Below are 13,922 nucleotides of genomic sequence, written 5' to 3'. Positions count from 1 at the left end.
GTGTGAAAGGTCTGACAGACGCTCAGTGGCTCAAGCGCCGCGCCATGGCATGCAACAACGGAAACAGCAGGGCCCACAGCAGGCCGATGCCGATCAGGGTCGGCACTTCACCGTAGGGGAATCGCACGCCGGCCAGATGTCCGCCGCCGTAATAGGAGACAGCGCCGCCCACTGCGCCGAGTGCGCTGGCCAGCCACCAGGGACGGGCGCTCCATTGCAGGCAATGACGCAACGTGGTGGCGAGCAAGGCCCAGAGCAGCATTAGCCACAGCGGAATCAGTGGCGACAGATCCTGGAATTCGAACACCCCGGCAGCCCGCAACAGGCTGTCTACCGCCGTGCCGACAATCACCACGCTGAGGATCAGGCGACCTTCCGCCGCCCAACTGCTGATCCAGCCCAGATGAATCACCAGCACCGCCAGCGCCAGCAGCAGCCACAGACTGTTGCCGCCGATGACACAGGCCAGCCAGCCGACCTGAAACAGCACGGCATTGGCCACTCGCTCAAGCATCGAAGCGCCCGAGCAACGGCGCCGGCATGGCCGCCGGTTTCGCCAGCAGCAATTGCGCCGTGCCGATGGTGCGCTCCAGAAACCCGCCTTCGCAGTAGCACAGGTAAAACTCCCACAGCCGCAGGAAGTAATCGTCGTAACCCAATTCGCTCAAACGGCCATGGGCGCGGCGGAAGTTTTCGTGCCACAGGCGCAGGGTACGGGCGTAGTGCAGGCCGAAGTCTTCCATGTGCAACAGGTTCATGTCGGTCTCGCGGCTGACCACTTCAAGCATCTTTTGCACGCAGGGCAGGGCGCCGCCGGGGAAGATGTAGCGCTGGATGAAGTCGACGCCGCGCTTGGCCTGTTCGTAGCGCTGCTCGCGGATGGTGATTGCTTGCAACAGCATCAGGCCGTTGCTCTTGAGCAGGTGCGCGCATTGTTTGAAGTAGGTCGGCAGGAAGCGATGGCCAACCGCTTCGATCATCTCGATCGACACCAGTTTGTCGTACTCGCCGGTGAGGTCGCGGTAATCCTTGAGCAGCAGCGTCACCCGATCCTGCAACCCCAGGGCTTCAATGCGCTTGGCGGTAAACGCGTACTGCTCTTTCGACAGGGTCGTGGTGGTGACGCGGCAACCGTAATGCTGCGCAGCATAGAGCGCCATGCTGCCCCAGCCGGTGCCGATCTCCAGCAGGTGGTCTTCGGGTTGGAGCGCGAGCTTCTGGCAGATCCGTTCCAGCTTGTTCAGTTGAGCCTGTTCCAGGCTGTCCTCGGGCGTGAGGAACTGTGCGGCTGAATACATCATGGTCGGGTCGAGAAACTGTTCGAACAGATCGTTGCCCAGGTCATAGTGCGCGGCGATGTTTTTCTGCGAGCCCTTGCGCGTGTTGCGGTTGAGCCAGTGCAGGCCTTGCACCAGTGGCCGGCTGAGGCGAGCCAGGCCGCGTTCCATGGCGTCGAGTACGTCGAGGTTGCTGACGAACACGCGCACCACCGCGGTCAGGTCCGGCGAACTCCAGTAACCGTGGATAAACGCTTCGCCGGCACCAATCGAGCCGTTACCGGCGACCATGCCCCACACCGCCGCGTCTTGCACATGGATTTCACCGAGCAGGTGGCTGCCCGGCGTACCGAACATCAGGCGCTCGCCGTCCTCGACCACCAACAACTGCCCGTGTTTGAGTCGGCTCAGTTGCCGCAATACGCCGCGCCGCAGCAGCGAGCCGGTCAAGCCGTTGGTGCTGAAGCGACTGACAGTCAGGCTAGAGGATTTCATGGCGGTGCTCCTTGGGAGGCACAGTGGCGATTTGGAAGCTGCCGTCGGCAGCCTGATGAGCAAAAATCGGCGCGCGTTTGAGCAACAGGCGCAGGGCTTGCCAATAAATGGCCAGACAGGTTTTCGCGGTCATCCACGGAAAGCGCCGCAAGTAGCGGTGCAGGCTGCGGCGATCAAGGGGCTCGCGCTGCAATTTCAGCGTGGCGTCGAACAGCTTGAGGTCGCCCTGCCAGTCGGCCATGTGCACGCCGAGGCTTTGCGCGGCCGGGCTGAAACTCATGCGGTACTCCAGATCGCGCGGCAGGAACGGCGAAACATGAAAGGCCTTGGCCACGGCGAAATGCTGATGAAAGTCTTGCAAGTGGGTCGGCGTGCGGGCGGGCAATACGTAGTGATAACGTTCGCGCCACGGCGTGTTGGTCACTTCGCAGAGAATCGCCGCCAGTTGCCCGTCGGCCTCGTGACAATAAAAGAAACTCACCGGATTGAACGCCAGACCCCAACTGCGCGGCTGGGTCAGCAGGCAGACCGAACCTTGCGGCTGGTAGCCAAGGGCGGTTGCGACCTGCTGGCGCACCGCGTCGATCAGGCGCATGCCGCTGCCGGTAAAGGTTTTCAGGTAATCGGTTTCGCGAAACGAAAACGGCGCAAAACGGCTGCGGCTGGCGAACGGCGACAGTTCGAACACGGCGTCCTGTTCGGCCAGATCGAGGTACAGCAGACCGATGCGGTAGCGGAATTCGTGGCGTCTGGGTGAGAAGCGTCGATGGCCGATCCAGCCGCTGTACAGGGCGCTGTTCATAAGCTTTCCCCGAACGCGGCGGCCACGCGCAATGCGCTGACCACGCCGTCTTCATGAAAACCGTTGGCCCAGTAAGCGCCGCAATAGTGGGTGTGCTGCTGACCGTCGATTTCGGCCCAGCGGTTCTGCGCCGCGACCGCCGCGAGGCTGAATTGCGGGTGGGCGTAAGTGTATTTGGCCAGCACTTTGAACGGGCTGATGCCGGCGCTCTGATTGAGGCTGACGCAGAACGTGGTTTCGCTGTGAATACCCTGCAGGATGTTCATGTCGTAAGTGACGGCCGCGTGTGTATGGCCGGCGCCGCTCAAGCGATAGTTCCAGCTGGCCCACGCGAGTTTGCGCGAGGGCAGCAAGCGGGTATCGGTATGCAGCACGACTTCGTTATCGGCATAGGGCAGGGCGCCGAGGATCGAGCGTTCCGCCTGGCTCGGCGTGCCCAGCAGTTGCAGGGCCTGATCGCTGTGGCAGGCGAGCACGACCTTGTCGAAACGCTCGATGCCGGCCGGGCTGTGGATAACCACGCCGTGCTCGTCGCGGTCGATACGGGTCACTGGGCAACTGAGGCGGATCTTGTCCTTGAATGCAGCCGTCAGCGGCGCGACATAGGCACTTGAGCCGCCCTCGATCACTTGCCATTGCGGGCGATCACTGACTGACAACAGGCCATGGTTCTTGAAGAAGCGCACGAAGAATTGCAGCGGAAAATTGAGCATCTCGGCCATCGGCATCGACCAGATCGCCGAGCCCATCGGCACGATGTAGTGCAGGATGAAACGTTCACCGTAACCGCCAGCCTTGAGGTAATCGTCGAGGGTGGTGTCGGCGGCGATCCGCTGTTCGGCGAGGTCGCGCTGGGCTTCTTTATTGAAGCGCAGGATGTCGCGCAACATCCCCCAGAACCCCGGTGACAGCAGGTTGCTGCGCTGGGCGAAGAGGCTGTTGAGGTTGTTGCCGTTGTATTCCAGACCGGAATCCGGGTCGGTCACCGAGAAGCTCATTTCGGTCGGTTTGAACGACACCCCGAGCTGGCCGAGCAAACGAATGAAATTCGGGTAGGTCCAGTCGTTGAACACGATGAAACCGGTGTCCACGTGGTATTCGCGGCCGTCGACGGTTACCTGCACGGTGTGCGTGTGGCCGCCCACCCAGTCGCTGGCCTCGAACACCGTGACGTCGTGTCGGCGATTGAGCAGGTAGGCGCAGGTCAGGCCGGCAATCCCGCTGCCGACAATGGCAATCTTCATATCGGGTCTCGCAGCGGTGGGTTGCTGCGCACCATGCGCTTGCCGATCGCCAGTTGCAGACGCGCCGGCAGTTTCGACAGGGGCCACAGTGCCGCCATGAACAGTGCCGGAAAAGCGATTTCCAGAGGCCGGTTATCGAGATGGCTGAAGATATGCCGCGCGGCTTTATCCACAGGCCAGCTCAACGGCATCGGGAAGTCGTTCTTTGCGGTGAGTGGCGTTTCGACAAAGCCCGGGCTGATGATTGTGACATCGATGCCCTCGACCGCCAGGTCGATACGCAGCGATTCAAACAGGTAACGCAGCCCGGCCTTCGACGCGCCATAGGCTTCGGCCCGGGGCAACGGCAGGTAGGTCACGGAGCTGGCCATGCCGATCAGATGCGGCGCGGTGCCTTTGCGCAGCAACGGCAGGGCGGCTTCGATGCAGTAGCTGCTGGCGAGCAGGTTGGTACGCACTACGTGTTCGATGATCGAGGCGTCGAACTGTCGGGCGTCCACGTATTCGCAGGTACCGGCATTGAGAATCACGCTGTCCAGTGAACCCCAGGCCTGTTCGATCTGCTGACCGATTTCGCGCACGGTCTGACTGTTGGTCAGATCGCCCGCCACCACCAGCACTTGCCCCGGATAGCGTTGCGACAGCACTTTGAGCGGTGCCACCTGACGCGAGCTGACCGCCAGATGCGCGCCACTTTTCAGAATCTCTTCGGCCAGCGCTGCGCCGATGCCGCTGCTGGCACCGGTCAGCCAATACCGCCGTGGAGGTGTACGACTCATCCCATTCTCCTTTTCAGCCAGGCGATCACCCGGCCCAATACGGGTAAATGTTCATACAGCATGGCCCCGGCATCGAAATAATCCCGGTGGCGATACACCTTGTCGCGCCACAGCAGGTGTGAACACCCGGAGACGCGAATCAACTGACCACCCGCCAGGCGCGGGTGGCGATAACTCATGACCCAGCGCAGGTAACCTTCACCATCAGCGATCTGGTCGAAACCGTGAAAGTCGAAGCGCAATTCGCTGACATTGGCGTACAGCTCGCTGAAGTAGTTGCACAGTTGCTTGAGCCCCTGCACTTCATGCAGCGGATCGGTGAAGTGAATGTCATCGCTGTACAGCTCGCCCAGACGTTGCAAGTTGTCTTTGTTCAACTCGGCGAATTGACGGGCGAAGCGGCGCAGGAATTCACTCATGGACTTGTTCCATAGACGAGCGCGACGTCAGGTTCTTGAAGGCGGCCAGCGCGCGTTCGCGCGAAGCCCCGAGATTGACGATCGGCGACGGATAGTTGGCGACGCCGAACAGTCCGCCGGCGCTGGCCGGGTTATGTACTTCTTTCTTGTTCAAGCCAGCCAGCTCAGGCAGCCAGTGCTTGATGAACAGGCCTTCGCTGTCGAATTTTTCCGATTGGCTGATCGGGTTGAAAATACGGAAGTACGGCGCCGAATCGGTGCCGGTCGAGGCGCTCCACTGCCAGCCACCATTGTTCGCCGCCAGGTCGCCGTCGATCAGGTGACGCATGAAAAAGCGCTCGCCTTCTCGCCAGTCGATCAACAGGTTTTTGGTCAGGAACATCGCCACCACCATCCGCAGACGATTGTGCATCCAGCCGGTTTCCAGCAATTGGCGCATGGCCGCATCGACGATCGGCAAACCGGTGCGCGCTTCTTGCCACGCGGCCAGATCGTCCGGCGCATCACGCCAGGCCAGGGCCTCGGTTTCCGGGCGAAACGCGCGGTGACGCGACACCCGTGGATAACCCACCAGAATGTGCTTGTAGAACTCACGCCACAGCAGCTCGTTGATCCACGTCACTGCGCCGACCTTGCCGCTGTCGAACTCGCCCTGATTGCTTTGCAGGGCCGCATGCAGGCATTGGCGCGGCGAAATCACCCCGGCGGCCAGATAGGCCGAGAGTTGACTGGTGCCGGGTTTGGCCGGGAAGTCGCGTTCGCTCTGGTAGTAGTCGATTTGCGCGTCGGCGAAGGTGTCGAGACGGCGCCGGGCTTCCTGCTCGCCGGCCGGCCACAGGGCGCGCAATGACTCGCTCGGTGGTGCAAAACCTTTGATTGAGGCCGGCACCGGATCGCTGTCGATATTCAGCTTCGCTTGCTTGCCGGGGGCTTTTACCAACGCTGGTACCGAGCGATGCAGGCGCTCATAGCAGACCTTGCGGAATTGGCTGAACACCTGAAAGTATGTTTCGGTTTTGGTCAGTACCGTGCCGGGTCTGAACAGCAGTTGGTCGAGGTAGCTGTGAAAAGTGATGCCTCTGGTTTTCAGGGCCGCAGCGACGGCGGCGTCGCGCTGGCTTTCGTGGACGCCGTATTCTTCATTGACGTGCACGGTTTCCACGTTCAGTTGCCGGCAAAGCTCAAGCAACACCGCCGGGGCCTGATCCCAATGGTCGGCAGTGCGCAGCAGCAACGGGATATTCAGCGCACCAAGGCTGGCACTCAATTCACGCAGGTTGCGCAACCAGAAGTCGATCTTGCACGCCGCGTCGTCATGTTCCAGCCACTGCTGCGGGCTCAACAGATACACGGCAACCGTCGGGCCGCGCGCAGCGGCAGCCGCGAGGGCGGTGTTGTCATGTTGGCGCAAGTCGCTGCGCAGCCAGATCAATTGCATCGCGGTTTCCATTAAATCAGCCCACGCTGAACGAGTACCTGATGGGCCGAGAGCGAATCTTCGGCCAGGATCAAATCAGCGATCTCAAGGGTTCTTACGGACAACTCGGTCTGGTGGATGCATACCGTTGGTCCGACGAGCATTTTTGCCGCGCTGATGCCGTTCAGCAGTTTCGGCAACTGCGCCAGGTTCATTGCCTTGCTGGAATACAGCAGCACTCCTCGCGCTTGCAGGTGATCGACCGCCAGCGCCAGTTCTCCGGCCGGAAGAGGCCAGTCGAACACTTGTACCGGGCAGTCGGCACTGCTGATCAGCCACGCGCAGAGCCACAGGTGTGGTTCCAGCGCCAGATCCGAGTGATTGATCAGCAGCAGCGGTGCAGCGTGCAATTGCCGATTGTTATGGTAGATGCGTGCGCCGAATTTGCTGCGCAACCACGAATAAAAGAACACACGTTCCATCTGCGCACCGAACTGTCCTTGCCAGCGCTGTTCGAGTTCGGCCAGCAGCGGCAGGAGTAATTGCTCGCACAGCGTGCGTGGCGGGTACAGGGCCATGGCCTGGTTGATGCTGTCGTCGAGATTGCGCTCATTGAGCTGGATGACGGCGCCGAGCAAGGACTGACGCTGTCGTTGCCAGTCGTTCTCCACCGTCTCGGTAAAAGCTTGCGGCGCGTCGAGCAACGGTTTGACCTGACTGACCGCCACGCCTCGGTTGAGCCAGGTCAGAATGGTCAGGATTCGTTGCACATGTTCGCTGGAGTACAGGCGATGGCCCTTGGGCGTGCGCTGCGGCACGATCAACCCGTAACGGCGCTCCCAGGCGCGCAGGGTAATGGCGTTGACCCCGGTCTGCCGCGCCACTTCGCGGATGGGCAGCCAGCCCTCGTCGAGGGCTTTCTTGAAGTCCGCACCGAGGTCTTCCCGGGCGCTGCTGTCGAGTGTGTCGTTCATCAAATGGCGTTTCGCAGGCTGAGGTTTTCCGGATGCGGCTGCAGGTACACCTGTTGCGCGATGTACGGATCCGGGTGTTGGCGAAAATGATGCTTGAGCAAGGTCAGCGGCACCACCAGCGGCACGATGCCGTGACGGTACTGGCCGATGACATGCTGCATTTCCTGTTTGTCTTCAGGGCTGATCGCCTGTTTCAGATAGCCGCTGATGTGCTGCAGGACGTTGCTGTGGGTGCGGCGGGTGGCGCATTTCTTCAACGCGCTCATCAACTCGCTGAAATAGCGCGGGCCGAGTTCGACCGGATCGGTCTGAGCCATGTTGCCCAGCAATTTGCCCAAAGCTTTGTATTGCTCAGGGTTGTGCGCCATCAGCAGGTATTTGTAGCGCGAGTGGAATTCGGTCAGTGCGCGGCGGCTCAAGCCTTGTTTGAGCACTTGTTGCCAGGCGCTGTAGGCGAGTACGCGGGTGATGAAGTTTTCCCGCAGCACCGGATCGTTCAGGCGTCCGGCTTCTTCCACAGGCAGATCCGGGTGCTGTGCGCAAAACGCCTGGGCATAGATGCCACGGCCGCCGCCATTCACTGGTGCGCCGTTGGCGTGATAGACCTTGACCCGCTCCAGGCCGCATGAAGGCGACTGCTGCATGAAGATGTAGCCGCAGATGTCATTGAGCTCGCCGGCCATTTTCTGCCCGTAGGCCGCCAGCGGTTCGGTGACATTGATTTGCGGGTTGACGGTGCCGACCGCTTCGGGAGTGTCCGGATCCCCGACCAGGCGGATCGGCTCGCGAGGAATGCCCAGGCCAATCGCGACTTCAGGACAAACCGGGACGAATTCGAAATGCTCGGCGAGGGTGCGGCTGCACAGCCGCGATTCCTTGTGCCCGCCGTTGTAGCGCACTTCGGCGCCCATCAGGCAGGCGCTGATGGCGATTTTGGGCCGCAAAGCAGAAAGATTGGACATGCACACCTCGAATCTATTCCTGTACAGGTATTTATTTCTGTACAACTTTTCCTCAGCATAGATTCATGCGTGTACAAGTCAACTCATTTGTATAAGTTTTTCAGGTTTAACGCTGTCAACTGTGGGAGCGGGCTTGCTCGCGAAGGCGTCGGATCAGGGGGTAGTGTTTACTTCCAGCCCTGGAGCCATTCAGTCGAAATTTTCAGGCGCTGCCAATCAAGCCTTTCGCTGCGCTGCGTCAGGACTGCCTGCAACTCGATCTCCAGCACCGTACCTTCTTCATCACGGAACAGCTCGGTGACCAGAAAATGCTTTTCACGGTTTTGCGGGTGGGCTGCTGTCCACTTCGAGAGCAGCAGCTTTTGCGGATTGATGCGGTTCATTGCAGGTGTTCGTGCAAACGGCGGGCAGCTTCCTGGCCGCTGAGCCAGGCCCCCTCGACGCGCCCCGACAGGCACCAGTCGCCGCAGGCATACAAGCCCAGATCGGCGTCGGCCAGCGTGCCCCATTCGTGGCCGGTCGCAGGGCGCGCGTAGAGCCAGCGGTGGGCGAGGCTGAAGGTCGGCGCAGGCATGGCGCTGTGCAGCAGTTCGGCGAAGGCACCGTGCAGTTGCTCGATCACCGCTTCCTTGGGCAGGTCGATGTGTTGCCGGCTCCAAGCGCTGCTGGCGTGCAGCACCCAGGTGTCGCACGTCGTGTCACGTCCCGGTTTGCTGCGATTGCGTGCCAGCCAGTCGAGCGGGCTGTCCTGCACAAAGCAACCTTCGATCGGGGTGTCCAGTGGCGTATCGAAGGCGAGGGCGACGGCCCAGGTCGGGTCCATTTTCACCCCGGCGGCCGCGCCGGCGAGTTTCGGTGCAGCGGCCAGCAATGCGGTGGCTTGCGGCGCCGGGGTGGCGATCACCACATGGCTGAAGGGGCCATGGGTGAAGCCTTCGGCGTCCTGCAAATGCCAATGTTCTTCGCCGCGAAACACCTCGGTGATGCGGCAGGCAAAGTGCACTTCCAGGCCATTGAGCAAGCCGCGGGTGATGGCGCTCATGCGCGGCGTGCCGACCCAACGGGTCTGCTCGTCCGGCGACAGATTCAATTGTCCGCCCTGACAGGTGTAGAGCTGCGGTTGCCATTCGGCGACCCAGCCCTGGCTTTGCCAGCGTTGCACCTCGGTGACGAAACGCCGGTCGCGGGCGGTGAAATATTGCGCGCCCATGTCCAGAGAACCGGCGTCGCTGCGTTTGCTCGACATGCGCCCGCCGCTGCCGCGGCTTTTGTCGAAGAGCTGGACGGTGTGTCCGGTCTCTGTCAGCGCCTGCGCGGCGGAGAGTCCGGCGATGCCGGTGCCGATGATTGCGATAGGTACAGTCATAGGGGCCTCGTTTACCTTTCTGTACAGACTACGCCGTCAATGAAACCTGTACAATTTTGTTTTTTGGTATAACTTCTAGCGTTCTCGTTCTGACAGCTTGGCCTATGGTTAAACAATAGAGCCTGCCCGATAGAAAAGATCCCTGCTTATAAAAATAGACTAGTGATCCGGGTAAAACGCCACGCGAGGAAGAAGTCATGCGCATATTGCTGACCGGCGGTACTGGTTTGATCGGACGTCAGCTCTGTCAGTATTGGTCCAGGCAAGGCCATCAACTGACGGTGTGGAGTCGGCGTCCGGAGAAGGTCGCGCAGATCTGCGGTGCGCAGGTGCGTGGTATTGCCCGTCTCGAAGACTTCGGCAACGAGCCACTGGACGCAATCGTCAATCTGGCTGGAGCACCGATCGCGGATCGGCCATGGACCCATCGGCGCAAAGCGTTGTTGTGGAGCAGCCGCATCACCCTGACCGAAACCCTGCTGGCGTGGCTGGAAACACGACAACAGAAACCGGCGTTGTTGATTTCCGGTTCTGCAGTCGGTTGGTACGGTGACGGCGGTGAGCGCGAGCTGACCGAGGATTCACCGCCGGTGATCGACGATTTTGCCAGCCAGTTGTGCATTGCCTGGGAGGAAACCGCGCAGCGTGCCGAAGCGTTGGGCGTGCGCGTGGTGCTGGTACGAACCGGGCTGGTGCTATCAGCCGAGGGCGGCTTTTTGTCGCGGCTGTTGCTGCCGTTCAAGCTTGGGCTGGGCGGGCCTTTGGGCAATGGTCGGCAGTGGATGCCATGGATTCATATTGATGATCAAATCGCCCTGATTGATTTTCTTCTGCACCGCGATCAGGCGAGCGGTCCTTATAATGCCTGCGCACCGAAACCGGTGCGCAATCGCGAGTTTGCCAAAACGCTGGGCAGCGTGCTGCACCGTCCGGCGTTCATGCCGATGCCGGCCCTGGCGCTGAAGGTCGGGCTTGGCGAAATGTCATTGCTGTTGCTGGGCGGCCAACGGGCCGTGCCGGCACGCTTGCTGGAAGCGGGTTTCACTTTCCAGTTCACGGATTTGCGCGCGGCTCTGGATGATCTCTCCGGCCGCCTTTGAAATAGGACGATGCATGACCGATCACGCCTTGCTTCTGGTCAACCTGGGCTCCCCGGCCTCCACTTCGGTGGCCGATGTACGCAGCTACCTCAATCAGTTTCTGATGGACCCGTACGTGATCGACCTGCCGTGGCCGGTGCGGCGGCTGTTGGTGTCGCTGATTCTGATCAAGCGCCCTGAGCAATCGGCCCATGCCTACGCGTCGATCTGGTGGGAGGAGGGTTCGCCGCTGGTGGTGCTGAGCCGTCGTCTGCAACAGCAGGTGACCAGCCAGTGGACCCATGGCCCGGTGGAACTGGCCATGCGTTACGGTGAGCCGTCGATTGAAACGAAATTGCTGCAACTGGTCGCCGCCGGGCACAAGCGCATTACGCTGGCGCCGCTTTATCCACAGTTCGCCGACAGCACCACCACCACGGTGATCGAAGAAGCCAAGCGGGTGATTCGCGAGAACAAGCTCGACGTGAAACTGTCGGTGCTGCAACCGTTTTACGATCAGCCGGAATACCTCGATGCACTGGTCGCCAGCGCCCAATCGCACTTGCAGCAGGATTACGATCACTTGCTGCTGAGTTTCCATGGCTTGCCGGAGCGGCACCTGACCAAGCTCGATCCGACTGGCAATCACTGCTTGAAAAACGCGGATTGCTGCAAGAACGCTTCGCCGGCTGTGCTGGCCACCTGTTACCGCGCCCAGTGCATACGCACCGCCGCCGAGTTCGCCAGGCGTGCGGGCATTGCCGATGGCAAATGGTCGGTGTCGTTTCAGTCGCGTCTGGGGCGGGCGAAGTGGATCGAACCCTACACTGAAGCGCGGCTGGATGAGTTGGCGAAAAGCGGCATGAAAAAGATTCTGGTGATGTGCCCGGCGTTTGTCGCCGATTGCATCGAGACGCTGGAAGAGATCGGGGATCGCGGCCAGGAACTGTTCCGTGAGGCGGGGGGTGAGGAGTTGGTGCTGGTGCCGTGCCTGAATGACGACCCGCAATGGGCGAAGGCGTTGGCAATCCTGTGTGAAAGAGCGCCGTTGGCCCTCTGAAAGCATCGCGAGCAGGCTCGCTCCCACAGGGGATCTTCAGCGCACCGAAGATCAATGTGGGAGCGAGCCTGCTCGCGAAAGCTATCTGTCAGATAATAAAGATCTAAAGCCTTAGATCAGCGGCTCATCGGCCTTCTTGTTCTTCCAGCCATCATTGCCCGGCAGAATCAGGTTCAGTGCAATCGCCACCACCGCGCACAACGCGATGCCTTTGAGGCCGAAGTCGTCGGGGCCAGTGCCGGTGCCGACCAGCACACCGCCGATACCGAACACCAGAGTCACCGAGACGATCACCAGATTGCGCGCTTCGCCCAGATCGATCTTGTGGCGGATCAGGGTGTTCATCCCCACCGCGGCAATCGAGCCGAACAGCAGGCACAGAATCCCGCCCATCACCGGCACCGGAATGCTTTGCAGCAGCGCGCCGAACTTGCCGATGAACGCCAGGGTGATGGCGAAGATCGCCGCCCAGGTCATGATTTTCGGGTTGTAGTTCTTGGTCAGCATCACCGCGCCGGTCACTTCCGCGTAGGTGGTGTTCGGCGGGCCGCCAAACAGGCCGGCGGCCGTGGTGGCGATGCCGTCACCCAGCAAGGTGCGATGCAGGCCCGGCTTCTTCAGGTAGTCACGACCGGTCACGCTGCCCACGGCAATGACGCCGCCGATGTGCTCGATGGCCGGCGCCAGCGCCACCGGAACGATGAACAGGATCGCCTGCCAGTTGAACTCGGGGGCGGTGAAGTGCGGCAGGGCGAACCATGGCGCCGCCGCAATCTTCGCGGTATCGACCACGCCGAAATAGAACGACATGGCAAAACCGACCAGCACCCCGGAAATGATCGGCACCAGGCGGAAGATGCCTTTGCCGAACACCGCCACGATCAACGTGGTCAGCAGCGCCGGCATCGAGATCATCATCGCGGTCTGGTAATGGATCAGCTCGGAACCATCACCCGCCTTGCCCATTGCCATGTTCGCGGCAATCGGCGCCATGGCCAGGCCGATGGAGATGATCACCGGACCAATCACTACCGGTGGCAGCAGACGGTCAATGAAACCGGTGCCTTTGATCTTCACGGCAAGGCCGAGGAAGGTATAGACGAAACCGGCCGCCATCACGCCGCCCATGGTCGCGGCGAGGCCGAACTGGCCCTTGGCGAGAATGATCGGAGTGATGAACGCAAAGCTCGACGCGAGGAACACCGGCACCTGACGCCCGGTGACGATCTGGAACAGGATCGTCCCCAGACCTGCGGTAAACAGTGCCACGTTCGGGTCAAGACCCGTGATCAGCGGCATCAGCACCAGGGCGCCGAAAGCCACGAACAGCATCTGGGCACCGGACAGCACCGTGCGCCAGAGCGGATCGTTGAACTCTTGCTGCATGTTTACGCGTCCTTCTGCTTGGTGCCGAAGATCTTGTCACCGGCGTCGCCAAGCCCAGGGATGATGTAACCGTGCTCGTTCAAGCGCTCATCGATGGACGCGGTGTAGATGGTCACGTCCGGGTGAGCCTTTTCTACGGCAGCAATGCCTTCCGGCGCTGCGACCAGCACCATCGCGCGGATGTCCTTGCAGCCGGCTTTCTTCAACAGGTCGATGGTCGCGACCATGGAGCTGCCGGTGGCGAGCATCGGGTCGATGATCATCGCCAACCGTTCGTCGATTTCCGGAACCAGTTTTTCCAGGTAGGTGTGCGCTTGCAGGGTTTCTTCGTTGCGGGCGACGCCCACTGCGGAAACCTTGGCGCCCGGGATCAGACTCAGCACGCCTTCGAGCATGCCGATGCCGGCGCGCAGGATCGGCACGACGGTGATCTTCTTGCCGGCGATTTTCTCCACCGACACGGTGCCGCACCAACCTGGAATATCGTAGGTTTCCAGGGGCAGGTCTTTGGTAGCTTCATAGGTCAACAGGGCGCCGACTTCCTGAGCAAGCTCACGGAAATTCTTGGTGCTGATGTCAGCGCGGCGCATCAGGCCGAGTTTATGGCGGATCAGCGGATGGCGGATCTCGAGGATGGGCATGGAAAAACTCCGGCGGCGGGC

15 protein-coding genes are annotated in these 13,922 nt (G+C 61.0%); 2 read left to right on the top strand and 13 right to left on the bottom strand.

Annotated elements, in window-relative coordinates:
- Positions 1-22: 22 nt before the first annotated feature.
- The 11 genes from ACM6HV_RS05970 to ACM6HV_RS05920 form a co-directional block, all read right to left on the bottom strand.
- A complete protein-coding gene (locus tag ACM6HV_RS05970) occupies positions 23-514 on the bottom strand; it encodes a DUF2878 domain-containing protein (protein WP_086791601.1) in 492 nt (163 codons plus the stop codon).
- On the bottom strand, positions 507-1,772 hold the full coding sequence (locus tag ACM6HV_RS05965) for an SAM-dependent methyltransferase (RefSeq protein ID WP_047296494.1): 1,266 nt from the start codon (positions 1,770-1,772) through the stop codon (positions 507-509). The genes ACM6HV_RS05970 and ACM6HV_RS05965 overlap by 8 nt, the downstream gene beginning before the upstream one ends.
- Positions 1,759-2,574 carry a DUF1365 domain-containing protein gene (locus tag ACM6HV_RS05960; protein ID WP_414903750.1) on the bottom strand — a complete coding sequence of 272 codons (816 nt, stop codon included), beginning with the start codon at positions 2,572-2,574 and terminating at the stop codon, positions 1,759-1,761. The genes ACM6HV_RS05965 and ACM6HV_RS05960 overlap by 14 nt, the downstream gene beginning before the upstream one ends.
- Positions 2,571-3,818 (bottom strand): FAD-dependent oxidoreductase, encoded by a 1,248-nt coding sequence (locus tag ACM6HV_RS05955; RefSeq protein WP_145593150.1) that lies wholly within the window; start codon positions 3,816-3,818, stop codon positions 2,571-2,573. Before ACM6HV_RS05955 ends, ACM6HV_RS05960 begins: the two co-directional genes overlap by 4 nt.
- Positions 3,815-4,597, bottom strand: a complete 783-nt coding sequence (locus tag ACM6HV_RS05950) for an SDR family NAD(P)-dependent oxidoreductase (RefSeq protein ID WP_414903749.1) — start codon at positions 4,595-4,597, stop codon at positions 3,815-3,817. The genes ACM6HV_RS05955 and ACM6HV_RS05950 overlap by 4 nt, the downstream gene beginning before the upstream one ends.
- On the bottom strand, positions 4,594-5,016 hold the full coding sequence (locus ACM6HV_RS05945) for a nuclear transport factor 2 family protein (RefSeq protein WP_414903748.1): 423 nt from the start codon (positions 5,014-5,016) through the stop codon (positions 4,594-4,596). The genes ACM6HV_RS05950 and ACM6HV_RS05945 overlap by 4 nt, the downstream gene beginning before the upstream one ends.
- Positions 5,009-6,454, bottom strand: a complete 1,446-nt coding sequence (phrB, locus tag ACM6HV_RS05940; protein WP_414903747.1) for a deoxyribodipyrimidine photo-lyase — start codon at positions 6,452-6,454, stop codon at positions 5,009-5,011. Before phrB ends, ACM6HV_RS05945 begins: the two co-directional genes overlap by 8 nt.
- A gap of 11 nt (positions 6,455-6,465) precedes the next feature.
- On the bottom strand, positions 6,466-7,407 hold the full coding sequence (locus ACM6HV_RS05935) for a MerR family transcriptional regulator (RefSeq protein WP_041072446.1): 942 nt from the start codon (positions 7,405-7,407) through the stop codon (positions 6,466-6,468).
- Positions 7,407-8,369, bottom strand: a complete 963-nt coding sequence (locus ACM6HV_RS05930) for a YbgA family protein (RefSeq protein WP_414903746.1) — start codon at positions 8,367-8,369, stop codon at positions 7,407-7,409. Before ACM6HV_RS05930 ends, ACM6HV_RS05935 begins: the two co-directional genes overlap by 1 nt.
- A 167-nt stretch (positions 8,370-8,536) precedes the next feature.
- Positions 8,537-8,752, bottom strand: a complete 216-nt coding sequence (locus ACM6HV_RS05925; protein WP_047296480.1) for a TIGR02450 family Trp-rich protein — start codon at positions 8,750-8,752, stop codon at positions 8,537-8,539.
- Positions 8,749-9,735, bottom strand: a complete 987-nt coding sequence (locus ACM6HV_RS05920) for an NAD(P)/FAD-dependent oxidoreductase (RefSeq protein WP_041072440.1) — start codon at positions 9,733-9,735, stop codon at positions 8,749-8,751. Before ACM6HV_RS05920 ends, ACM6HV_RS05925 begins: the two co-directional genes overlap by 4 nt.
- A gap of 197 nt (positions 9,736-9,932) precedes the next feature.
- On the opposite strand from ACM6HV_RS05920, the gene ACM6HV_RS05915 reads away from it, so the two are divergent.
- Both ACM6HV_RS05915 and hemH read left to right on the top strand, forming a co-directional pair.
- Positions 9,933-10,835, top strand: coding sequence for a TIGR01777 family oxidoreductase (locus tag ACM6HV_RS05915; RefSeq protein ID WP_145593156.1), 903 nt, complete (start codon positions 9,933-9,935; stop codon positions 10,833-10,835).
- Positions 10,836-10,848: 13 nt separating this feature from the next.
- Positions 10,849-11,874: a ferrochelatase gene (hemH, locus tag ACM6HV_RS05910; RefSeq protein ID WP_414903745.1), complete on the top strand. Its 1,026-nt coding sequence runs from the start codon at positions 10,849-10,851 to the stop codon at positions 11,872-11,874.
- Positions 11,875-11,985: 111 nt separating this feature from the next.
- Here hemH and ACM6HV_RS05905 read toward each other — a convergent pair whose 3' ends face one another.
- Positions 11,986-13,260 (bottom strand): uracil-xanthine permease family protein, encoded by a 1,275-nt coding sequence (locus tag ACM6HV_RS05905; protein WP_003228120.1) that lies wholly within the window; start codon positions 13,258-13,260, stop codon positions 11,986-11,988.
- Between the two features lie 2 nt (positions 13,261-13,262).
- Positions 13,263-13,901, bottom strand: a complete 639-nt coding sequence (gene upp, locus ACM6HV_RS05900; protein ID WP_041072432.1) for a uracil phosphoribosyltransferase — start codon at positions 13,899-13,901, stop codon at positions 13,263-13,265.
- Between the last annotated feature and the right edge of the window lie 21 nt (positions 13,902-13,922).

It is taken from the genome of Pseudomonas sp. IT-P260 (assembly GCF_949768395.1).
Taxonomy (GTDB): domain Bacteria; phylum Pseudomonadota; class Gammaproteobacteria; order Pseudomonadales; family Pseudomonadaceae; genus Aquipseudomonas; species Aquipseudomonas parakoreensis.
Note: the sequence above shows the minus strand (reverse complement) of the source record. Positions and strands in the feature narration are given on the sequence as shown.